Raw genomic sequence first — 23,435 nt, 5'->3', positions numbered from 1 at the left:
GGTATTGCTACCCCCGTTACTCTCCTGCTTATTCAGCGGCCAGCACGGCACGATCTACAGACAGCGGCATGCCGACACCCATAGATTCGACAGCCATCACCGTGGCCAGGCTGGTTGCCATCAGGCACTCATAATCGACACATGCTTTGCCACTTTGGAGGCCTGCCAGCCAGGCCGCGATCATGTGCTTCTGTCCTTTGTCCTGTACCCCGAGTTTGTTACGCGCAACGTTACTGTCTCCGCTGTACAGCAAGACTTCCTTGAAGTCCTGAATTTGCGCAGAGCGACCTCCACCAAATACTTCGATGTATTCCTTTGCCATGGCCTTGGAGCCGTCGGCGGTGTAAGTGATGTTTGCCACACTGCCATTTTCGAATGTCAGTGCCAGGCAAAGGTTGTCGTTAAGCAATGCAGATTTTTCTGCTTTGCTGCTACCTACGGCATAAACAGTTTTGACATTGCTGCTCACCAGAGCCGAAGCCAAGTCGATGAAGTGGCAACCCTCGCCAATCATTCGTCCACCACCAACTTGTGGGTCCTGAATCCAGTGATTGGCGGGGATGAATCCAGCATTGATGCGGATATTCACAATCAACGGGCTCTTCACACTGGAGAAGTGCTCGATGACTTGGCGCGTGGCGGGAGCAAAGCGGCGGTTGAATCCGACCATCACTTGGGCTTTACCGCAACCAGCGTAGGCTTGATGGATTTCCGCAAGCTCCGCCACCGACATGGCAAGAGGTTTCTCCACGTACACATGCTTACCGGCATTCAGCGCGTCCCGCACCGCGACGCCATGGGTGTCATGTCTCGTGGTAACAACAATGGCATCTGTATCGCTTTGGAGTAGCTCCGCAAAATTGCTGGCGCAGAATTCGAAGCCGAATTGCTTGGCTACGCCTTGTGCAGAACGGCCGCTGGCGGTAACCAGTCCGGTGAAAGTAACTTTGTTGCTGACCTGCATGGGGGGCAGCAGACTGGCCGTGGCGTAGTTGCCTGCACCGTAAAAGGACAGCTTTACTTTTTCTCTGGCTACCTGGGTAGGGGTCACCTTGATGCGCGAAGAATCGTCCGCCCTGTACTGTTGTGGGTTGTACTTCAGCAGAATCCCCAGATAGGGCTCGGTCTTGTTCCCTTCAATGAGCTGATAAGCCTTGACTGCTTCATCCACCGAGAATCGGTGAGTAATCAGGCTCTTAATATCCAACTTGCCTTGTGAGACTAGGCTAAGGAAGGTCTCCATGTTGCGCTGCTCAGTGAAGCGCACATAGGCGTACGGGTAGTCATTGCCGTTCTCTTCGTAGAACGGATCGTAGCGCCCGGGCCCGTAAGAGCGAGAAATGACGACGCTGATCTCTTTCTTAAAATAGTCTTCGCGCGGGATATCCATCCTTACGGCGCCAACAACGACTACTCGGCCTTTCTCGCGGGTGACTGCACCGCACATTTCAATAATGGTATTGCTGGAGCTACCGGCGCAAACGAGCACGCCGTCGACGCCGTGTCCACCTGTCAAGGCATTACAAATACCGACTGCATCCGCGCCTGGAGGGACACCAATAGCGCCATAGCTTTCGGCCCGGGATACAAGAGATGGGTCAAGGTCCGTACCAATTACATTGCAGCCGTTAGCCTTTAGTAACTGCACGGCAATTTGTCCAAGGAGTCCGAGGCCGACCACGAGGAAGGTTTCACCGAGCATGGGCTCTGCAAGGCGAACGCCTTGTAGTGCAATCGAGCCTACAGTTGTAAAGGCAGCCTCTTCATCGGAAACGTTTTCCGGAATTTTTACTACGAGGTTGCGTGGAACTGCGACAAACTCTGCATGGTTGGCATAGTCCGCTCCGCCGCAGGCAACACGATCACCGGGCTGTATACCTTCGACAAGTCCTCCTGCGGCGACCACAGTACCGGCGCAGCTGTAGCCTAAAGGAGAAGGGGAGTCCAGGCGCGAGTTGACTGTTTGTAGCGTTTTTTTCAGGCCTTCGGTTTTGATCTTATTGAGTACCTGTTTGACTAGGTCAGGACGAGCTTTGGCCTTCTGGAGAAGGTTCTTTTTCCCCATGTCAATTTTGGTTTTTTCGGTTCCAGCACTTATCACTGAAGCGCTATTGCAAACCAATACGAATTTATCTGAAAGCGATGGTATGGGAACATTATTAATGTCGATTGTTCCCGTTCGAAGTGTCTGGGTAACTTGCTTCATTGTGGTCTCGTGTAATTGTACTAGTCTCTGGTTTTTATTACCTTGGCTGGCGTGCCGGCAGCAATGCTGTATGCAGGTATGTCTTTTGTAACAATACTTCCTGCTGCAATTACTGACCCTTCGCCTATGGTGACGCCGGGTAGGATTATAGAATTAGCGCCAATCCAGACGTCATCCTTGATTGTGACCTTTTTATTTGTGTGGCCCGACCCAAAAATACGCCCTTTGTTATTGGGGATGTTGTGATTGGCGGAAATAATTTGTGCTCGATATCCAATTAGTGTTCTATTTCCAATCTCCACGCCGCCGTTCGTCGTAATGATCACGCCGAGTGCGATATCCACATCGTCCCCGAGAACTAGATTTTTTCCGGGAAAGATCCAGACGTTAGGGTAGATCGTCGGTCTTTTGCCTATTTTTGCTCCAACCATTTTTAGTATTAGAGCTTTTATTTTGCTAAAAAAAAGAACCCTGGGTAGATTGAAGACTGTGACAAGGAGGAGTTCGTATAGTGCTACAAATATTTTTTTGGTCATAATCTGATGAGTTTTCTGGAGTTGGCGCTTATTTTTCCTGTTTCTTTTGTGTTGTTTAGAATTTCAAGGTATTTCTGTGTCTTTTCGGCCGCAGACGGGTATTCTCTCAAGAGCGATTTTCCATTTAAAACTTTCTCGGCAAGAAGTTTTTTATTGTTCACGGCGTCGAATATGGTCTTTGCGGCGTTATTTATGTTGTTGAAATCTACATAAACAGCTGAGTCTTTACAGGACTCTCTTGACCAGTCCGCATCAGTTACGAAAAGTGGTTTTTCCATTGCCCAGGCCTCAACGAAATTATTGCTGAAGCTCTCTAATACACTGAATGTGCATACGTAGTCACATGCATCAATGACGCCAGCGACCTCATCTGCACTTACGGATTGAATGTTCATGAAGTGATCTAGAACATTCAGTTTCTTTGCTTTGTCGAATACTGATTCTAAGTACCCATTATCAGGCGCTGTGAGTACTATCTTAAGATCAAGGCCCTTGTCGCACAATTCTTTTGCAAGGTCCGGAAGGATGTGTAAACGCTTGTTTGGGTGCGCGCCCGAAAGAAACAGAAATTTATGCTGAGATTGGATGGAGTTGATTTTCTGAGACTTTTCTGAAGGCTTTGAATTCTGTTTGCTTACAAGGAGGCTAGGAGCCATTTTTACGACAAAGCATCTCTCGCTTGGGAAATTGAAATCCAAAATGGCTTTTCTTTTTAGAAGTTCCGTCTCAAATATCCAGTAGTCAAGCTTTACGTAACGATTAATTCTGTATATGTCTTTGAGCTTTTTTATGGCTTTCGGTATTGCTCCGAGATGCCCCCAAAAATCTACTTCCTTGTGAAGTACATTGGATATCGCCATTCCGCCAATATTTAAAGTTTTGTTTTTGCTAAATGGAAGTGGTGGTCCAAATAGGGCGAAAACGATGTCTCCTTTCTTAATCATTTTCCATGCAAATAATTCAAAATATAGCTTCGAAAGTAGCGACATTTTTATAGCTATATGTGGAATTTTGTTTTCAATGCATAGCTTGTGTATTCCAGTGTTCTTGAAGATTAGAAGTCTTGAGTTGGAGAAATCGAATTTCATGTCGATCAGCGAGCTTATGAAACTGATCGAATTTTGATATCCTCCACCATTAGGCGCATGTAGGAAGTTCATGTATATCATTGTTTTTAAAGCTCGCGTCAAGAAATATATAGGCTAGGAGGATGCAAATTTTAGGTACTTTTTTGTCACTGAGGACCAATCTTGTTGTAGTGCAGTCTCATATGCTGCCTGGCGTATTCTATCGTAGGCTTCGCCTAGGCCCTCTATGCTCTCCAGTATCTCAGTACAATCTTCCAAAAGGCTTGCTGAGTTGATGTCGACTATAAAACCATTTTTCGAGTGATTTAATAGTTCGCTTACGCCTGCTTGGTGGGAGCAAAGACAAGGAACACCTAAATTCATTGCTTGAATCACTGCGAGGTTGAACGTATCCCACTTGCTGATTGCAATGTATAAATCGGAGTTTGATATCTCTTTGTGAAGTTTTTCTTGGCTAATGGGGCCGTGGTATCTGATCTTTCCATTGGAGTTATCAATTAACTCGAGAAGTTTCTGGGAAAGATGTCGATCTATCTCTGGACCATAAATATCAAGGTCCCACGCTCTTCCGCCGTTGCGGTTCTTCGCGTTTATTAACTCAGCTGTTTCAATGGTTGATTTTCTAGCAGATAGCCCCCCCGCCATCACCGCCCTGAATGCGTTGGAAGGCCCTCTCTGACGTGGGGTTGGAAAGTGTTTGTTTGTGGCAACTCCATTGTGAATTGCGGTTGTCATTGCGTTTATTGGGTAATTTTTTTCAATGTGATGAAGTTGCCTATTGGAAACAAACACAATCTTTTTGGCTAGTGCCAAAATTAACCGGAATCCTACCTCTTGCGCCCTGGCGGATAACGAAGGTTTGCAATTGTTGGATATGCTTTCCTCGAGCGGTAGACCGTGGACTGTATAAATAATACTGTGGGACGGGCGAATGTATCGCAATGCACAAAATAGTAGGGGGCTAATGAACCCTGGGGCGTGAACAAAAACTGTTGCTCTTTTATAAAAGACAAGTTTTGTGAAGAAAAGAGCGTATTTGGCAAAGGAGCCAAATTTTATTGTGCTGTAGGTATCGACTAGGCTGCAGGATTTTCCGCTCCGTCGAAGCTCGCCAAATAGTTCTGTTGCTACTAATGCGGGGCCAAGTAAGTACTTATGCCTCTTTGAGATTGAGGTTAAAATAAATATCTTTTCCACTTGATGGCTCTTTATTTGTTTCTTTATTTGGGATGAAAAGGATGAGTGCTATGAAAAAGGCTATGGGGGAGTGCACTGATATTGAATTGTAAGATGATAGCATTATGAAAAGGACTGCGAAGAATGTTAGATTGCTCCGCCATAAACCATAAGAGGAGATAATTTTGTAGGCTGCTAGGAATGATATTAGTAGCCCTGCGATTCCAATTTCTATCGCAAGCGCAATCCAAGGTATCTCAATCGCATTAAAAAATCCGATGTTGTATGCGATCTCTCCGGACGAGCCTATTCCTCTCCCCCAAAGACTTACTTTTAGCATCTCCGGAATATATTCGATTAAGGCTAACCTGACGTGATCCGAGCCGCTGCTATTGTTAAATCTATAAATTATTTGATCAAAAAAACCTAGGATGTAACTCGCAACAACAAATGTGGTGACGCCACTTATTGCTATTATGTCCTTGTTGGAAGGGGAGTTTTGCACGGTTCGTAAGATAATTGATGCTGCAAGCAGAACAAGTGCGGTTCTTGACCCTGTGCTAAGAATTCCAAGGCTGAGGATAAATAGGTAAGGCCAATAGTTTCTTTGCTTCCTATTTAGAAGAAGTACTGCGGATAGATAAATCGTTGCGGCAAGAAGTGGGTGTCCAATCGTCGAAGTGCTTCGATGGGTGGTTGCACTCCATTGAGTGCTTACCCAATCAGCTTGTGAGAAAATTGAGTTGTAAATAATGTTGTGCTTCAGTGCGAACTCAAGAACTCCATAAAGAGCGGCGAGGCATATCAGTTTTTGTATTTTGTATTTTGTGTTTGTTTTTATGTTGTGCCTTTCGTTTGTAAGTATGACAAGCGCTAGGAGTGGGGCTAGATAGTTGTCAAGAATTGTTCCGAAGCCGCGAATTCCAGAATTGTAAAATGTTATGCAAATTACGAAAGCCACATAGGCCGCGGCTGTAACTATTGCCCCATTTGTTTTCAGGGCTCTCCTTGCCGCGAGAGATTTTGCGAGGTAAAGAGAGAAGATTAATATGCAATAGAGCGCGAATGGCGAGTGCTGGGAAGCTAGCGTTCCTGCAAAGGAAACTTTGAATAATTCGTATGGAAGGGTGAGAAGAATTAGTGTCCCGCAAACGACGAATCGGTTTCCGGTGTCTCTTGCGGCAGTCCAGATTGATGTCAACGCGACGATTATTGCGACAGCTATTCCCGTCAACATTTTTACCTCAATGATCTTCTAATCACGTAATATTTTATGAGCAATATTGATGCCACTTGGAGTGCAAGGGAGTAAATTATTCCTTGCATTTGGTAGGTGGGTACTAGAATTGCTGCGCCAATTAGAAAGATCGCATTGGACACTAGTGTTGCACATAAAGCTGCTTTGAGCTTTCTTAGTGCATAAAGTAAAGAGTGCAATCCGATGAATGCAGAGGCGATGCAGTAAATTATTAGGACGTGTGAGAGTAAAGTCACTTCTAATTCTGCACCTGGTAAAAACCTTGGGAGCCAGATCTCTTTCGTTTGCGATAGCGCCAGTGAAAATGTTGTGGTAGCAATAAAAAAAGGTGCGAGAGATAGATGAAATAGTCTTATTGCTTTTTGTGGTGCACCTGAATTTACTAGTTTCGAGTATTCGTGAAATAGGGAGTTTGCAAACGGAGAGGTCACCATTGATATGATTAGACCTACTCTCTTAATGCTTTGGTATATTCCGACATTTGCGATCCCGATAAAGGGAAGTAATATTATTTTGTCTAGCTGCTGAGCGGGGAGATCTGCCGCAGCAGTTATATTCATGGTGATCGAGAATTTTAGGATTTTCCATCTTTCCGATTTTGGTAAATCACTTAAGCTTTTTTGGGGTCTCGATCTCCAGTGGAGTATCATGATTTTAATGAGGTCTGGCGCTAAGAATGCGGCCATCGAAATGAACCATATCCCTAGTCCACTTTGTGCTGCTATATATATTATAAGTAGTCTTGCAGTGGCTGTTACTAGCTGGTAAAGCATGAATTCTTGATATCTATTTTCTATTCTATAAATTGCTCCAAGTAAAGGTGAGTTGGCTATTATTGTTGATATGGCGAGAGGAATAATTGTTAACGCGTCTGATTTTGAGGTTGGCAGTATAGAATCGTTAATGTTGTAGATTGCACTCCCGGCCACAAGGGCCAGGAGTGCAGTCGATACAATAAAATTTACGATAGATGCCCGAATTGACCACGAAATAATCGAGGCGGACTTCGAGTTGTTTGGGGCAAAGCTTAGAAGCCCTTGATGTAGTTGCGCTATCGTGAATGTGCCCCAAATAGCGCCTACAGTCTGAGCCAGGACTATGTAGCCGAAGCCGGACAAGCTTAAAGAGTTTATTAATAGCGGAATTTGTATGAATGCTAATAGTGAGGCTGATGTGCTCAGGATGAATTGTAGTGCGCTATCTTTTATTAATTGGCTTTTAAGCTTATTTGCGAGTGCTGATACTTGCATAATCATTAATGTTGTTAATTCGCAAGCACGCCGCGAGTGTCAATTATTTTCATCTTTTCTGGTTTTATTGAGGAGACGTTGCGAAACTCTTTGTGATCTACAAGCAGCAAAATGATGTCCGCCTCGGCTTGTGCTGCTTCGATAGTAGAAAGTTGCAGTGTGTTTCGGAGCTTTTCGGGAAGGGCAACTATGTTGGGCTCTACCGCTGTTACGGGGCCGGGATGGAATTGGCCTAGCCGAAGGGCAATAGATAGAGCGGGACTTTCCCGTAGATCGTCGATGTCTGCTTTGAATGCCAAACCGAAGCAGGCGATGGTCACGTCACGCGCCGTCTTCTCGGGATTGGCTTGCAGGAAATCTGCAACTGCCAGCTTGACCTTTTCGATTACCCACTCCGGTTTGCCATCGTTCACTTCGCGGGCGGTGCGAATCAGTTTGGCTTCATTCGGCGTTTTGCTGACGATAAACCAGGGGTCGACCGCAATGCAGTGACCGCCAACACCCGGGCCGGGCTGCAGGATGTTCACGCGCGGGTGACGATTGGCGAGACGAATCAGTTCCCACACATTGATATCCAGCTTGTCGCAGATGATGGACAGTTCATTAGCGAAGGCGATGTTCACGTCGCGGAAGCTGTTCTCGGTGAGCTTGCACATCTCGGCGGTGCGGGCATTGGTGATGACGCAGTCGCCTTCTACAAAGGCTTTGTACAGCGCCACGGCAGCGTCGGAGCACTTGGGTGTCATGCCGCCGATTACGCGGTCGTTCTGGACCAGTTCGCGGAGTACATGGCCAGGGAGTACGCGCTCAGGGCAATGGGCGACTCGAATGTCTGACGCTTCACCATGAGTTTGCGGGAAGGTCAGGTCCGGCCGAGCGTCGGCCAGCCAGGCGGCCATTTGCTCGGTGGCACCCACGGGGGAGGTGGACTCCAGGATGACCAGGTCACCCTTCTTCAGTACCGGAGCAATGGATTTGCTGGCGGACTCGATGTAGCCCAGGTCGGGTTCATAGTCCCCTTTGAAAGGGGTCGGCACCGCAATCAGGAAGGCGTCGGCCGGCTCCGGCACGGTGGTGGCGCGCAGGTAACCTTCGACCACGGCCGCGTGAACCACCATGTCCAGATCGGGTTCGACGATATGGATCTCACCGCGGTTGATGGTATCGACGGCGTGCTGGTTCACGTCGACGCCGATGACTTTCTTTTTGCGCGAGGCAAAAACGGCGGCGGTCGGCAGGCCGATGTAACCCAGGCCAACTACGGAAATCGTCTGGTAAGGCATTTTGCTTCCCTTTTTAAAGCCAAAGTTCAGAGTAGAAACGGTAAGTCCCGGTGCCTTGGATTGAGGCTCATCGGGTGGCGCGCAGAGCGCCGAGGATGCGGTTGCAGGCTTCGCCATCGCCGTACGGGTTGTGGGCGAAGCTCATGGCGCGGTAGGCGTCGGAGTCCGTCAGCAAAGTGTTGAGCGCGCGGACAATGTTCGAGGTATCGGTGCCCACCAGTTTGACTGTGCCAGCGGCTACGGCCTCGGGGCGTTCGGTGGAGTCCCGCATGACCAGAACCGGCTTGCCCAGTGAGGGGGCCTCCTCCTGGATGCCGCCAGAGTCGGTCAGGATGATGTGCGAGCGGCTCATCAGGTACACGAACGGCAGGTAGTCCAGCGGTTCGATCAGGTGGACGTTGGGAATGCCGGTCAGCAGGCGGTTCACCGGTTCGCGCACGTTAGGGTTGAGGTGGACGGGGTAGACGATGTCGACATCGGGATGCTGCTGGGCCACTTCCATGAGTGCCTGGCAGATGCGTTCGAAACCGCCTCCGAAGCTCTCGCGACGATGACCCGTCACCAGGATGATCTTGCGATTCAGATTGAGGAACTCGAAGGGCTTGGCCGCCTGGGCCTGGAGCTCAGCGTCCTTGTCGAGGCGGGCCACCACGTCCAGCAGGGCATCGATCACGGTGTTGCCGGTGACGATGATGGACTCGGGGGCGATGCCTTCACGCAGCAGGTTGTCCTGGGAAGTGTTGGTTGGCGCGAAGTGCAGATTGGCCAGGGCGCCGGTCAGCTTGCGATTGGCTTCTTCCGGCCAGGGCGAATAGATGTTGCCGGTGCGCAGGCCCGCTTCGACGTGGGCGACCGGAATCTGCTGGTAGTAGGCAGCCAGGCTGGCAGCGAAGGTGGTGGCGGTGTCGCCGTGGACCAGCACCACATCCGGCTTGTAGGCAGAGAAGATGCCTTTCATTCCCTGGAGTATGGCAGTGGTGACATCCGTGAGGTCCTGGCCGGGCTTCATGATGTTGAGGTCGAAGTCCGGCTCGATGCCGAACAGGCCCAGTACCTGGTCCAGCATTTCCCGGTGCTGTCCGGTCACGCAAACCTTGGCGTCGAAGTTCTCGTCAGCGGCCAGGGCCAGGGCGAGCGGGGCCATTTTGATGGCCTCGGGGCGGGTGCCGAAAACACAAAGGGTCTTGATCGTCATTGCTTACTCCACACGTCCTTGTGGACTGCGTTCTTGAAGTTGCTTAAGGGATGCGTATGTCGGCGGCTTGGTCTTGCTGCCGGTAATGCGCTTTGAGTTGTTTGCTCAGGGCAGCCTTGGCGTCTTGCTCGCCATGCACCAGGCGGATTTGGTCAGGCCAATGCCGCATGCGTGTCACGAAGTTCACCAGCCCCTGCTGGTCGGCATGGGCTGAGTAACCCCCAACCGTTTGGATGCCGGCGCGGATCTCGAAGCGCTCGTTATCGAGGTCGACATAACCGCCTTTGGGGCCGAACTGCTGAATCACCTGGCCGGGTGTGCCGCGTGCCTGGTAGCCCACGAACAGCACGTTATGGCGCTTGTCGCCCAGCATCGCCTTCAGGTAGTTGACGACGCGTCCGCCGCTGCACATGCCGTTGCCGGCAATGACGATGGCGGGGCGGGCCGTGGTGGCCAGGTGGCGCACCATGCGCAGGTGCGCGTCGTGGCTCTCCACCGTTAGCAGTTGCTCGAAGCCCAGCGGCGTACGGCCGACCTTGATGCGCTTTTGGGCTTCCGCGTCCCAGAAGTGCTGGAGGTCGCGGTAGGCCTGGGTGAAGCGTGTTGCCAGGGGCGAGTCGAGGATGACGGGGAGGGTGGGCCAGTGGGTGGTGGCCGGGCCCATTCCGTCCTCCTCGGTGGAGCTGCTGCGCGCGTTGGTTTCCCTCTCGCCCGGCTCGTCTCCTGGGGGAAGAGAGGAGCACTCGTCTGCCAGGTTGGCGCGGGGCTGGGCTTCCCTCACCCCCGGCCCCTCTCCCGGGGGGAGAGGGGAGGAAGAGCGAGGGAGAGTGGAGTTCTTGGTTGCCTGGTGGATGATGTCTTCCAGCTCGTAGAGCAGTTCCTGGGTGCGGCCGATGCTGAAGGCGGGGATCAGCACGGTGCCGTTGTCGGCCAGGGCTTGTTCGATGATGGCCTTCAGGCGTTGTTTGCGCGTGCGGCGGTCTTCGTGCATGCGGTCGCCGTAGGTGCTTTCCAATACCAGGATGTCGGCTTTCCAGGGGGACTTCGGTGCCGGCAGCAGGGGCGTGTGGGTCGCACCCAGGTCGCCGGAGAAGACGATGCGCTTCTGAGTTGCCTGCCTCGGATAGCGGAGGTCGCACTCGATGTAGGCGGAACCCAGGATATGACCGGCCCGCTGCAGGCGGATGCGCGCTTGCAGGTCGGGGGTGTCGATCAGGCTATGCCAGGTGCGGTAGGGGAGCGGCATAAGGCGTTGGCGAATCAGCTTGAGGTATTTCTGCAACTGCTGCGGATCGCGCCCGAAGGTGAACTGGAATGCATCTTCCAGTACCAGCGGTAGCAGGTGCGCCGATGGCTGGCTGCAGTAGATCGGGCCTTGGTATCCGGCCGCCAGGAGATAAGGCAGCCTACCTACGTGGTCCATGTGTACATGGGTCAGCACCAGTGCTTTCAGGGTGGAGATGTCGAAGTCGATGCCGAGTCGGCCGGCATCGGCTCGCCCCTCGGCAGAGGTTTCCGCGCCCTGGAAAAGGCCGCAATCCACCAGCAGGCTGTGCTGGGAATCCATCAATAACTGATGGCAGGAACCAGTCACGCCGTTGACGGCGCCGTGGTGCTGGATGTCCGGGTAAAGCATGGGGTAGTCCTTTAGCTCGTTCCTGAGCCCGCTCCGATCCTGGGGCGGGGGTAGCACGCCATGCTAGCGAGCCGGGGATTTGTAAGGCAGGCCCGGCCTGCTGATATGGGGCAGGAAACGATTTATTCGCACGCTGGCTCGCTCCTACGGAGTCGAGCAGGCGTTCAGGATCAGTAGATGTCCTTGGAGAGCAGGGTGAAGGGCGTTTTGATCAGGATCTTGATGTCCAGCCAGATGGACCAGTGGTTGATGTAGGCCAGGTCCATTTCTACGCGCCGTTCCATCTTGTCGATGGTTTCGGTCTCGCCCCGGCTGCCACTGATCTGCGCCAGGCCGGTAATGCCGGGTTTGATGCGGTGGCGGGCCATGTAGGCGTCGATCTTGCCGGTGTAGTAGTCGTTATGGGCAACGGCATGGGGGCGTGGGCCCACCAGGGACATGCGGCCCTGCAGAACGTTGAACAGTTGCGGCAACTCGTCGATGGAGGTGCGGCGGATAAAGGCGCCGACCCTGGTAATGCGGGGATCGCCACGGGTGGCCTGCTTGACCTGGGCATCGGCATGCACGCGCATGGAGCGGAATTTCCAGACCTTGATTACCTTGCCGTTCCAACCGTGGCGCTTCTGCTTGAACAGCACCGGGCCGGGCGAAGACAGCTTCACCGCCAGTGCGGTGCCCAGCAGCAGCGGGCTGAGCAGGATGATGGCGAGCAGCGCGACGCTGCGGTCCAGCGCGGCCTTGGTCAGCGCTGCGGTGGGGTAGCTGGTGAGGGGGCTTTCATTGAGGTTGATGGCTGCCAGGCCATCGATATCCGTTACTGAATGGTTGAGCAGCTTCAGGCTTTGCAGGTCGGGGATCCACACCACGTCGACGTTGGCGTCGAGCAGGTCGATGTAGAGGCCTTCGATCTGGTCGGCAGCGGAAAGGGGCAAGGCGATATAGAGGCGGCGAATCCGGTGCTCGGCGATCAGGTCTCGCAGGCCGGCCAGGTTGCCGACTATGGGGTAGAGGCTGTCGTCCAGGTGGGGTTCGTCATCGGCGGTGACCAGGCCCACCAGGGGTTCCTGACGAACGCGGATCAGCTTGTCCGCCAGTTCCAGCGCCAGGTTGCTGTTGCCGATGATGAGCGAGGTTCGGGCCGACTGCAGGTTGCGGTGGTGGCGGCGCGAGAACGCGTGCAGTGGCAGGAAGAGGCAGGCCTGGACGGCGAAGCCAAGGCTGCCCCAGAGGATCATGACTTCACGCGAGAACAGCTCGGTGGTCTTGGTGAGGAAGGCTACGACCGTCAGGCCGGACAGCAGCACCATCCAGCCCGCCAGCAGCCGTGCCAGGCCGGCGATGTAACCGTGGTGCTTGTGATAGACGCTTACCAGCGAGTAGGCCGGCACCGAGCCCAACAGGGCGAACAGCGCGAGCATGCGGTATTGCGTTTCGAACTGGCCGGTCTTGTACAGCGCCAGGGCGCAGAGCAGCAGGCTCACCATGCCCATGGCCGCAGCCCATTGCCCCCAGAATGTCAGGCCACGGCTGGCAGGCGTATTGGGCTCGCGTTTGCCGATCAGGTTAAGGTGCGGCGGCTGCCGGAGTTGGGCAGTGGCCGTGGCCTGGTCGGCGCGCGTGGCCCTGCGGTGCTTGCGTTGTTGCGAGTTCGGCATGGTCTGGGCTCGGCTGCTATGTGGCACGACGGTAACGGTCCTTGTTCGAGTCGACCCCGGAGAGGGTTGCCTATTGCGATGGCAACTATCAGGGGAGAGTCACGGCAATGTGCGCTGGCTAAGTTGCACCGCGAAGAACCCTGGGGGTTCGTGCGGAGGTCTTCCATTCTCTGACTACCAGGTCGTGGCCTGGTCCTGATGCTGCGCTGTCGGCGCTGTACGCCGGGCACCTTCAGGCACGCTACCGCCCCAGGGTTTGGCGTCGATCCCTGAAAACGTCGGCATTGGCACGCCAATGCGCCAGGCCATGGCCCGGTGCTTACGGCAGGTAAGGTGGATGCGGTGAGCAGTCGGATCTGTGTCCGGCTTGTGCCCATCAGGGGGGCGTTCCCTGGCGGATTGGCTGCGGGGTGGCAACCTTCCTTACATCCTGTAGGACTCGGTTTATTCCTTGTAGGAACGACAAAACCGAATTCGCGAGAGCATTCTACGTATTCGGTCACAGTTTGGAAGTCCGATATCCGTTCTCATTTGATGCAGGTGACGAGCGGAAGGGCCGGGACGTGGGCTTGGCAACGGGCCGCTCTAGCATGGGCGCTGGGCCGGAATGGTGATGCACTACTTGAGGGTGAGCGGGAACTGGTTTCTCGATTGTCTGAAAGCTCCTACGTTTTTTATGGGTAATTTCCTACATCAAGATCGTGGCCTACCCGTCAGTGAATGTTGCTTTCGTCTTGGCAGTGCTGCGCGGTGAGCGTCTCTTCGAATGGGGCCGAGATAGTTCGTCAGTGGTTTGCCTCAGCCCACTCTGAACTCCGTTTGTGGGCTGAAGCCCACCCTACGAGGCTACGAGGCTACGAGGCTACGAGGCTACGAGGCTGAAGCGGAGCGCCGCCCGGCACACCCTACGGGGCGTTGCAAGATGCCCAAGCATGTAATGCAGACAGAATCGAGGTGTTTGCTCGCAGCCGGAAAGGAGGCGGGTGCTGGTTCGCAGTCAGAGTTTGTCGATGCTGCGCAGGGGCACGCTGATGGTGTGTTCGCGTTGCAGCAGTTGCAGGAGGATCAGCGCGCGCTTGTTGCCATCCTGGGCCAGGAAGATGGCTTCCAGATCCTTGAAGTTACAGCCGGTCAGGCGTACTCGGTCGCCGGGTGCGAGGTCAGAGGTGGGTTCTGGTGGAGCGGCGAGACGCTGCCTGATTTCGTCGACCAATTCGTCCGGCACTATGGCGGGCTGATCGCCGAAGCGAACCAGTTGACTGACGCCACGCGTGGAGCGGATCGGGTGCCAGTTATCCGTGACGCGGTCGAGTTGTATGAACAGGTAACCGGGAAACAGCGATTCGAGGCATTGCTGCTCGCCGTTGGCGCGTCGGCGGGTCACTGTGCAGATGGGGCGGAAGCAGGTGTAGGACTGGCGTGCCAAGTTTTCCTCGGCCCGGGCGTCCTGCCTGGGTTTGCACTGGATCAGATACCAGTGGGGAAGTGCGTGCTTGCCCGCCATGCGCTCTCTCCTTCTTGGCGCGTGCCAGGAGGCCTGGCGAAATGGTAGCCGCTTAGTGGCACGAGAGCCGGGGAAGTTCCCTTCCCCCGGCTCTTTGCTTCGCTTCTCTCCCGCAGCGGAAGAGGGGCGTTGATTACGCCTTGTCCGATTTGTACTCGTATTGATAGTAGGCGTAATTGCCGTAGTAACCGTAGGCCGAGGCTTTGCGCTCCACGGCGTTGAAGATGGCGCCCTTGAGGTTGATGCCGTTCTGCTCGAAGCGGCGCTTGGTCAGCAGGATTTCCTTGGCGGCGTTCATGCCGTAGCGGGTCACGATCAGGCTTGTGCCGGCCTGGCGGCCCACCAGTGCGGCATCGGTAACTGCCAGGATCGGCGGGGTGTCGACGATGACCAGGTCGTAACGGCTGCTCACCTGTTCGAGGAACTTGGTGAAGTTGGCGTGCATCAGCAGTTCCGAAGGGTTCGGCGGAACCTGGCCACGGGTGATCAGGTCAAGGTTTTCGACTTCGGTACGGGTGATGGCCGTGTCCAGCTCAATGCGCGCAGCCAGCAGCTCGGAAAGGCCGCTTTCCGCCTCGTCGCGGAACATCTTGTGCAAGTAGCCCTTGCGCATGTCGGCGTCCACCAGCAGCACGCGCTGGCCGGTCTGGGCGACGATGGTGGCGAGGTTGGCGGAGACGAAGGACTTGCCCACGGCCGGGCTGGGGCCGGAGATCATCATGATGTTGTTCTTCGCCTCCAGGGTGGCGAAGTGCAGGCTGGTGCGCAGGCTGCGCAGGGATTCCACCGCCAGGTCCGCCGGGTTGGTCACGGCCAGCAGATGGGAGCCGGTGCTGGCGTGCGACTTGCCCCTGAAGCTCTGCTCGTGGACCGCTTGCTCCTTGCTGTGGGGGATGGCGGCGTACACCGGCAGGCCCATCTGCTCGATCACGTCTGGGTCTTCCACGCCACGATTCAGTGCCTTGCGCACCAGCACATAGGCCATGGCGATCAGGCCGCCCAGCAGGGTGGCAATCAGCACGATCAGCGGCTTCTTCGGCTTGACCGGTTTCTCGATGTTGGCATCGGCCGCGTCGATGATGCGCACGTTACCCACGGTGCCGGCGCGGAGGATGTCCAGCTCCTGGGATTTGTTCAGTAGTTGGGTGTAGATCTCGGTGCCGACTTGCACGTCGCGGGTCAGGCGCAGCAGTTCCTGCTGGGTTTCTGGCAGGTGCTCGACCTTTTTCATCAGATCCCGCTTGGTTTGCTCCAGCTGGCCCATCTGGGTGATCAGCGCCTGGTAGCTGGGGTGCTGGCGGGTGAAGCGGCGCTCCATTTCGGCGCGCTTGAGCTTCTGCTCGGAAATCAGGGTTTCCAGCTGGACGATCTGGTCCAGCACAGCCTTGGTCTCGATGGTGATATCCACCGAGCGGGCGCTGGTCTGGTAGGCGTTCAGCTTGGCTTCCGCTTCTTCCAGTTGCTTGCGCACTTCTGGCAGTTGGCCTTGGAGGAATTCCAGGCTCTGCGCGGCTTCGGCGGAGTTGCGTTGCACGTTCTGCAGCACGTAGAGCCGGCTCACTTCATCCAGCACGCGGGTGGCTTGGGCCGGGTCCTCGCTTTCCAGCGACAGGGCGATGATGCCGGATTCCTTCCCGCGCTCGCCTGCCCCCAAGTCTTCCTGGTACTGCAGGATGGTGGTCAGGCGGCGTTGCTTGATGACACTGAACTCGGCGCCGGCATTGGCGCGCAGCTCGGCGACCTGCAGTTTGAAGCCATCCTGTTCGATCTGGGCGCCGACACTGCCGGTCAGCAGGGCCTCATCGTCTTCATTCAGCAGGGTGAAGGTGCCATTGCCTTCTGCGCGCAGGGTCAACTCCTTGCCCAGGTAGCTGTCCGGTACTTCCAGTTGGAAGATATCCAGCTTTTCACCGCCCCAGGCAAAGCCACTGAAGCCAAAGAGCGGCCCTGCAAGCTCCTGACCGGGTTCGGGTTGGAAGCGCCGCGCCAGGAATCGGCCGAACAGCGGAAAGTAATGGGGCTCGACAATCACATCCAGCTTGAGGTTTTCCACCGCCTGGCCCAGTACAGCGCGGGACTTCAGCAATTCGATTTCAGTGACCGCCGCCGAGGTGCCGCCGAACATCTCGGTCATTTCCGACATGCCGGTCATGGCTGCCAGGCCGCCCTTTTTCTCCTCCACCTGCACCAGGGCGTTGGCCTGGTACACGGGCGGGGTCAGCACGGCATAAGCGACGCCCATTACGGTAAAGAAGGCAGTGATGCCGACGATCAGCCACTTGGCGTCCAGCAGGGTGCCGGCCAGCGCGAGCAGGTCGATATCGTCGTCGTCATGGGAATCCTGCACGGGCAGGCTGTTTTGGCTGGTCATCTGGAGCGCTTCTTCAAGGGGTCAGAGTTTTTGCGACCAGCTTTCGACGCCCTGCGCCATCAGCTGGTAGACATGTTCGAAGGCCGGCTTCTGCTGGCGGTAGGGGTCAGGTATTTCCTGATTGCCCTGCCATTTGCCGAGGAGGAAGGTCTTGCCGCGGGCCTCGGGCGCCATCTGGATGATGCGCTGGATATGGCCCTGCTCCATGGTGAGCACCAGGTCGTACCGGGTCAGCATGTCGCGGGTCAGTTGGCGGCCCTGGTGGTCGGGGTGGTCCCCGCCATGCTCACGCAGCACTTCGAGTGCGGTGGCATCCATGGGCTTGCCCTCAAGGGCGTGGATGCCCGCGGAGGCGACAGTGATCCCACGGGGGGAGAGCCTGGATATGAGCAGGGCTTCGGCGGTTGGACTGCGGCAAATATTGCCAACGCAGACGACCAGGATGTTCTTGAACATAAGGGCCAGCACGGGTTGCAGGGTCGGTTTTTTAGCCGCGCGGGTGTGCTGCGAAGGAGGAAAGCGGATTCCATTCCAGCATCCCGATACGGCATCCCCAGGGTTTCGCAACATCTGGAGAGCGTGAAGGGGCGCAACTTTAGGTGGGGGCCGGGGTGGGGGTCAAGACTCCTTGGTCGCTTTCTGCCATCGGGGCGGGCGTTGGTCTGATTTTTTGCTTGGGCAAGAGTGGCTCTGCTCGAACTGGTGTCAAACGCGGCCTCAATTAAGTGCGGGAATCCACTTTGTAGGGTGCGCCGTGCGCACCGGCGGTCGGATTTGGCGCATGGGTTAAGCCTGCAAACGGTGTGCGTGGGGTGCCCTGCAGAGTTGCCCCCTGGAAGATCCAAGGGCAGACCTGCGGTCTGCTTGGCGAATGAATTCGCCCCTACAAAGTCGCTGCCAAGTAGGGTGCGCCGTGCGCACCGGCGGTTGGGCTTGGTGCATGGGGTGAGCCTGCGATCGGTGCGCGTGGGGTGCCTTACGGAGTTGCCCCTGGAAGTTCCAAGGGCAGACCTGCGGTCTGCTTGGCGAATGAATTCGCCCCCACAAAGTTACTGCCAGGTAGCCGTGTAGGGTGGATAGCGCTTTTCTATCCACCAGCGAGGCAGGGCGGGACACCGGGGGGTGGCAGCCCCGAAAGGGATTTCCACCGCGCTGCTTGGTGAATGAATTGGCGATGTCCACCGTAGGAGCGAGCTCTGCTCGCGAACGGGGCCACTTCGCGAGCAGAGCTCGCTCCTACGTGGTTGTCAGGGTGGGCTTGGTGCATGGAGTGAGCTGCGTAGGATGGGTGGAGCGGAGCGATACCCATGCGGACAAGGTTGATGGGTATCGCAAGTTCGCGGAGCGCCGCCCGGCCCACCCTACAAAGTTACGGCGCCTCCCGGAGGTGGGCGGCACTGTCACTGATGGCGGCGAAGCGTCGTTCATCCGTTGGCTGCAGCTTTGCCTGCAGCAACATCCATTCCCGCTGGATGACCGAGTAGGGAATGAACACGCTGATTCGCTCGGCCCCTTGCAAGCCAGGGTGGTGGCTTATGTCGTTGAGGTTTACCGAGTAAATGCCCATGTTGATGCCGACAACGCTGCCGTCTACGGCCATCACCGGGCCACCCGACATGCCTTTGACGATGGGGGCGTCATGAATGGCGTAGAGCTCGCCGCTGTTTTCATTGGTATTGATGAAGGGCGCCGGATAAACCTTGCCATGGCTGCTGCCGCCAACCAGGTAAGGGCTGGAGCCTGCGGCGGTGATGCTTTCGCCCGGTTGTGCGGTGCGCCAGGCCGGTATCTTGCCGTTGGCCTTGTGCCGTATGAACACCAGGTCGCAGCCCGTGCTGCAGCGGTACTTCTCGTACGGAATCAGCGGCGTGTGAGCGGTGGTGACGGCATATTCCTCATTCCACTGCACGGCCGACGCCATATAGAAGTAGGGAAGCGGAAAGCCCGAGAAAACCGAGAAGTACGTGTCAGTGGCGGGGCCTGAAACATCAGGTTTGACCAGTCCGTTGCATCCTGCACACAAGGCTCCTGCCATGAAGATGGCGGCAATCTTGCGCATGGTGACTCACCGAAGTTCGGCTTGAAGGGGCGCCTCTCCTGGCTGGGTTATGTCCGCCGGCGCCCCTGTACTGCGTCATCAGCTTGAGCCCGTTGCCAACACTTATGGGTGACGAGCGGTCGCCCTGTTGGACCGCCTCGCAATAGGTCAAATAGCGTTTGACGATATGACCGCTGGTCCGTATTGCCCGGATGCCGGGGTGGGATGCGCGGCTGGCTAAATGATGCTACGGCCGCAAAATTGGCCTCGCTCCAAGGGCTTGCGTAGTGGCTAATTCTCTTGCAAATCAATCAAGAGGGTGCGCCGAGCCAATACGCCGTTCCCGCTAGTCGTTATTTTGACAGGGCTTGTCGGCCAGCCCGTCATTTGCCCTGGCATGGCTTTTCGACGGAAGGACATGTGCTGGTCGTGTGCAGCTGGGCTGCAGCTGAATCGAACATGTCGTTTTGCCGATGGGGTTGGCGGTGAGCCGCTTTACCGGCCCGCTCCACGGGTTGGACGGGCCACCCCCCTGGCCAGGGATGCCGAAGTTTTGTCGCCCTGCGAGTCGGAAATCCGTCACCCATTTCCGGCTAACAAAGCTTCACGTCCCGCTAGTCGTTATTTTGACAGGCCCTGTCGGCCAGCCTTTTACACATCCCGGCTTCGTTTCTAGACAGTAAGGCACGCGATGGCAATTTGCTGTTTCGCCAAACGTTCTTCGTAGCCATTTACCTAGGAGCCAAAGGATGCGGGCTCGTCGTCTAAGTTGCTGTATGGCTGGTGTCAGCCATTCTGCCTGCGCTCAGGCTCTGCCTGGCCGCGCTCGGCGCGGAGCCCGGCTGGAGCAGTCGGCGGCCCGGCCTGTCGAGCGTTGCCATTCGTTTTCGCTTCCCTCTGCTGAATTCTTGGGCCCACGCCCGGTGCTCGACGCATTCGCGCGTCGCGTGCTCTCAACCGGCCGTTCCCGGCCGGATCGCTCTCGCTCCACCAAGGTTTCGAATCCCACGACAGCCTGGAACGCTGCCTGCGTTTCCCGTGCGGCCTAGCCACCCCTTCAGGAAGGACATGAGATGACTAGCATCACTGGCACCAAATCCGATGACACCATCACCACCGGCACGGGCAACGACATCATCGACGGCGGGAACGGCAACGACACCATCAGCTCCGGCGCAGGCGATGACACTGTCGATGGTGGAAACGGCAATGACACCATCGATGCCGGCTCAGGCAACGACACTGTCGATGGCGGTAGCGGCAATGACACGATCAACGCGGGCACGGGGAACGACACCGTCGACGGCGGCAGCGGCAACGACATCATCGACGCGGGCGACGGCAATGACACGGTGCTGGGCGACAGCGGCGATGACGTGATCAGGGGCGGCATCGGTGACGACAGGCTGTATGGCGACAGCGGCAATGACTCCATCGACGGCGGTGCCGGCAACGACTATATCGATGGCGGTTCCGGTCAGGACAGGCTCTATGGGGGCGCCGGCAACGACATCATCATCGGCTCGACTGGCGCCGATACGATTTACGGTGGCGAGGGTGACGACGTCATCGGCCGCATGGACGACGAATCGCGGTGCAGTTCGGGCGGTGAGAATGGCACTGACGTCATCTATGGCGATGGCTACAACAGCGCAGCGAATGCCGGCCTGGCTGCCGCCCTGGGCAACGACACCATCTATGCCGGCAACGGCAACGACATCATCTACGGTGACAACGGCAACAACCTGAGCGGTGCCGGCGCCGGCGGCAACGACCGGATCTACGCCGGCAGCGGCAATGACCAGGTGTACGGCGAAGGCGGCGATGACACGCTCTACGGCGAAGGCGGAGACGACGTGCTCGACGGCGGGGCGGGCAACGACACGCTCAACGGTGGCGATGGCCGCGACACTGTCTACGGTGGCCTGGGCAACGACACCATCAGCGGTGCCGACGGTCGCGACCTGCTTTACGGTGGTTCGGGCGACGACCGCATCGGCAGCAATGGCGACAGCGGATGGCGCCATGGCGATCAATTCGAAAGTGGCGGCGACACCATCTATGGCGACGGCAAGGACTCGGCCACCGGGCCAGCCGCCGCGACAGGTGCCGATCTCATCTACTCCGGCCGCGGCAACGACCTGATCTACGGCGACAACGGCGATAACCTGAGCGGCACTGGCGTCGGCGGCAACGACATCATCTACGCCGGCAGTGGCAACGACGTGGTCTATGGCGAGGGCGGCGACGACCAGCTGTTCGGCGAGAAAGGCCAGGACAGGCTCCACGGCGGAGCCGGCGCCGATGAGCTCGCCGGCGGGCTCGGTGCGGATACGCTGACCGGTGGCAGCGGGGCGGATACCTTCGTCTTCACCGCCGCGATCAACCAGAACGACACTCACGGCGTTCACCATCACAATCTTCACGGCTACGGGCACCAGCGGGGACACGACCATGACAACCTGCTGAACTGGTCGGATTCCACGATCGGTTCGATGGACGTCATCACCGATTTTCAGGGCATCAAGGACCTGAGCGCCCAGGGCTTCACTTCCGGCGCGGACAAGATCGACCTCGTGCAACTGCTTGGCGACAGCGTCGACCTCAAATGGGGCGGCACGACGCCCATCGCCAATGGCGTGTGGTTCAAGCACATCGACGGCGACACCTACGTTTATGCCGACATCAACGGCAACACCACGCCTGAACTGGCGGTCAGGCTGACCGGCATACACCACCTGGTGGTGGGGGATTTCCTGGGGGTGGAAAGTCGTGGTCCGGTGGCCAGTAACGATGGCAATGGTTCGGACCTGGTCATCGAGGCCGGTGGCCTGGCCAACGCCCTCGCAGGCGACAGCGCGGCGACCGGCAACGTGCTCGCCAACGATACCGACCCCGACCTGCCCTTCGACACGCTGGCAGTGTCCGCCGTCAATGGCGCGGCCGCGCTGGTCGGGGCGCTGGTCGTCGGCACCTACGGCTCCCTGACGCTGAATGCCGACGGCAGCTACAGCTACCAGCTCGACAACGACGACCTGCAAACCCAGGGCCTCGCCCAGGGCGTGGCGGCGACGGATGTCTTCACCTACACCGTGACTGACTCCGCGGGCGTCACTGCCGTCGCCACGCTGACCATCAACATCACGGGCAGCAACGACTACGCCAGCATCAGCGACTATGAGGCTGGCGCGGTCGTCGAGGACGTCACCCTGATGGCCTCCGGCACTGTGCTGGTGACGGACGTGGACAGCGGCGAGGCCGAACTGCAGCCGGTGGCGGCGGGTACCGCCGGCACCAATGGCTACGGCACCTTCGAGGTGCTGGCCGACGGCAGCTGGACCTACAGCCTGAACAACGGCCATGCGGCCGTGCAGGCCTTGCCGGCGGGGGTGACCCTGAGCGACAGCCTGACGGTGCTGTCCGAAGATGGCACCGCCAGCCAGGTAATCAGCATCACCATCACCGGCACCAACGGCGCGGCCAGCATCAGCGGCGACGTGGCTGGCGCGGTGGTCGAGGAGGACAGCCTCAGCGTGTCCGGCGTGCTCACGGTCAGCGACGAGGACAGCGGCGAGGCCGAACTGCAGCCGGTGGCGGCGGGTACCGCCGGCGCCAATGGCTACGGCACCTTCGAGGTGCTGGCCGACGGCAGCTGGACCTACAGCCTGAACAACGACCATGCGGCCGTGCAGGCCTTGCCGGCGGGGGTGACCCTGAGCGACAGCCTGACGGTGCTGTCCGAAGATGGCACCGCCAGCCAGGTGATCAGCATCACCATCACCGGCACCAACGGTGCGGCCAGCATCAGCGGCGACGTGGCTGGCGCGGTGGTCGAGGAGGACAGCCTCAGCGTGTCCGGCGTGCTCACGGTCAGCGACGAGGACAGCGGCGAGGCCGAACTGCAGCCGGTGACGGCGGGTACCGCCGGCGCCAATGGCTACGGCACCTTCGAGGTGCTGGCCGACGGCAGCTGGACCTACAGCCTGAACAACGGCCATGCGGCCGTGCAGGCCTTGCCGGAGGGGGTGACCCTGAGCGACAGCCTGACCGTGCATTCGGCCGACGGCACCGCCAGCCAGGTGATCAGCATCACCATTACTGGCACCAACGGTGCGGCCAGCATCAGCGGCGACGTGGCTGGCGCGGTGGTCGAGGAGGACAGCCTCAGCGTGTCCGGCGTGCTCACGGTCAGCGACGAGGACAGCGGCGAGGCCGAACTGCAGCCGGTGACGGCGGGTA

The 23,435-nt window shown here is 56.9% G+C and carries 15 protein-coding genes; 1 reads left to right on the top strand and 14 read right to left on the bottom strand.

Annotated features, from left to right (window positions below; genetic code table 11):
• Positions 1 to 28: 28 nt before the first annotated feature.
• The 14 genes from ACFW0H_RS23140 to ACFW0H_RS23075 all read right to left on the bottom strand — a co-directional run bounded on the left by ACFW0H_RS23140 (position 29) and on the right by ACFW0H_RS23075 (position 19,217).
• On the bottom strand, positions 29 to 2,206 hold the full coding sequence (locus tag ACFW0H_RS23140) for a bi-domain-containing oxidoreductase (protein ID WP_422916192.1): 2,178 nt from the start codon (positions 2,204 to 2,206) through the stop codon (positions 29 to 31).
• A 20-nt stretch (positions 2,207 to 2,226) separates the two neighbouring features.
• Positions 2,227 to 2,742: an acyltransferase gene (locus ACFW0H_RS23135; protein WP_422916191.1), complete on the bottom strand. Its 516-nt coding sequence runs from the start codon at positions 2,740 to 2,742 to the stop codon at positions 2,227 to 2,229.
• The gene (locus ACFW0H_RS23130; protein WP_422916190.1) at positions 2,739 to 3,902 is read right to left on the bottom strand and encodes a glycosyltransferase; all 1,164 of its coding nucleotides are present in this window, start codon (positions 3,900 to 3,902) and stop codon (positions 2,739 to 2,741) included. Before ACFW0H_RS23130 ends, ACFW0H_RS23135 begins: the two co-directional genes overlap by 4 nt.
• Positions 3,903 to 3,944: 42 nt before the next feature.
• Positions 3,945 to 5,027 carry a glycosyltransferase family 4 protein gene (locus ACFW0H_RS23125; RefSeq protein ID WP_422916189.1) on the bottom strand — a complete coding sequence of 361 codons (1,083 nt, stop codon included), beginning with the start codon at positions 5,025 to 5,027 and terminating at the stop codon, positions 3,945 to 3,947.
• The gene (locus tag ACFW0H_RS23120; protein WP_422916188.1) at positions 4,984 to 6,243 is read right to left on the bottom strand and encodes a hypothetical protein; all 1,260 of its coding nucleotides are present in this window, start codon (positions 6,241 to 6,243) and stop codon (positions 4,984 to 4,986) included. Before ACFW0H_RS23120 ends, ACFW0H_RS23125 begins: the two co-directional genes overlap by 44 nt.
• Positions 6,244 to 6,245: 2 nt before the next feature.
• On the bottom strand, positions 6,246 to 7,520 hold the full coding sequence (locus ACFW0H_RS23115) for a lipopolysaccharide biosynthesis protein (protein ID WP_422916187.1): 1,275 nt from the start codon (positions 7,518 to 7,520) through the stop codon (positions 6,246 to 6,248).
• Between the two features lie 8 nt (positions 7,521 to 7,528).
• Positions 7,529 to 8,797: a UDP-N-acetyl-D-mannosamine dehydrogenase gene (gene wecC / locus ACFW0H_RS23110; RefSeq protein WP_422916186.1), complete on the bottom strand. Its 1,269-nt coding sequence runs from the start codon at positions 8,795 to 8,797 to the stop codon at positions 7,529 to 7,531.
• A gap of 67 nt (positions 8,798 to 8,864) precedes the next feature.
• A complete protein-coding gene (wecB, locus tag ACFW0H_RS23105; protein ID WP_422916185.1) occupies positions 8,865 to 9,992 on the bottom strand; it encodes a non-hydrolyzing UDP-N-acetylglucosamine 2-epimerase in 1,128 nt (375 codons plus the stop codon).
• A 43-nt stretch (positions 9,993 to 10,035) separates the two neighbouring features.
• On the bottom strand, positions 10,036 to 11,628 hold the full coding sequence (locus tag ACFW0H_RS23100) for an MBL fold metallo-hydrolase RNA specificity domain-containing protein (protein WP_422916184.1): 1,593 nt from the start codon (positions 11,626 to 11,628) through the stop codon (positions 10,036 to 10,038).
• Positions 11,629 to 11,798: 170 nt separating this feature from the next.
• Entirely contained in the window at positions 11,799 to 13,190 is a 1,392-nt protein-coding gene (locus ACFW0H_RS23095) for an undecaprenyl-phosphate glucose phosphotransferase (RefSeq protein WP_422916260.1), read from the bottom strand.
• Positions 13,191 to 14,280: 1,090 nt separating this feature from the next.
• A complete protein-coding gene (gene rfaH / locus ACFW0H_RS23090; RefSeq protein WP_422916183.1) occupies positions 14,281 to 14,787 on the bottom strand; it encodes a transcription/translation regulatory transformer protein RfaH in 507 nt (168 codons plus the stop codon).
• A 133-nt stretch (positions 14,788 to 14,920) separates the two neighbouring features.
• Complete coding sequence (locus ACFW0H_RS23085) at positions 14,921 to 17,158, bottom strand: polysaccharide biosynthesis tyrosine autokinase (protein ID WP_422916182.1); 2,238 nt, start codon at positions 17,156 to 17,158, stop codon at positions 14,921 to 14,923.
• A gap of 21 nt (positions 17,159 to 17,179) precedes the next feature.
• Positions 17,180 to 17,614, bottom strand: coding sequence for a low molecular weight protein-tyrosine-phosphatase (locus ACFW0H_RS23080; RefSeq protein ID WP_422916181.1), 435 nt, complete (start codon positions 17,612 to 17,614; stop codon positions 17,180 to 17,182).
• Between the two features lie 913 nt (positions 17,615 to 18,527).
• Positions 18,528 to 19,217 carry a serine protease gene (locus ACFW0H_RS23075; RefSeq protein ID WP_422916180.1) on the bottom strand — a complete coding sequence of 230 codons (690 nt, stop codon included), beginning with the start codon at positions 19,215 to 19,217 and terminating at the stop codon, positions 18,528 to 18,530.
• Between the two features lie 1,052 nt (positions 19,218 to 20,269).
• Here ACFW0H_RS23075 and ACFW0H_RS23070 point away from each other — a divergent pair.
• The coding region (locus ACFW0H_RS23070; RefSeq protein WP_422916179.1) for a VCBS domain-containing protein at positions 20,270 to 23,435 on the top strand (3,166 nt) is incomplete at its 3' end.

The organism is Metapseudomonas cellulosilytica, from assembly GCF_049334135.1.
In the GTDB taxonomy this organism is placed as follows: Bacteria; Pseudomonadota; Gammaproteobacteria; order Pseudomonadales; family Pseudomonadaceae; genus Metapseudomonas.
Note: the sequence above shows the minus strand (reverse complement) of the source record. Positions and strands in the feature narration are given on the sequence as shown.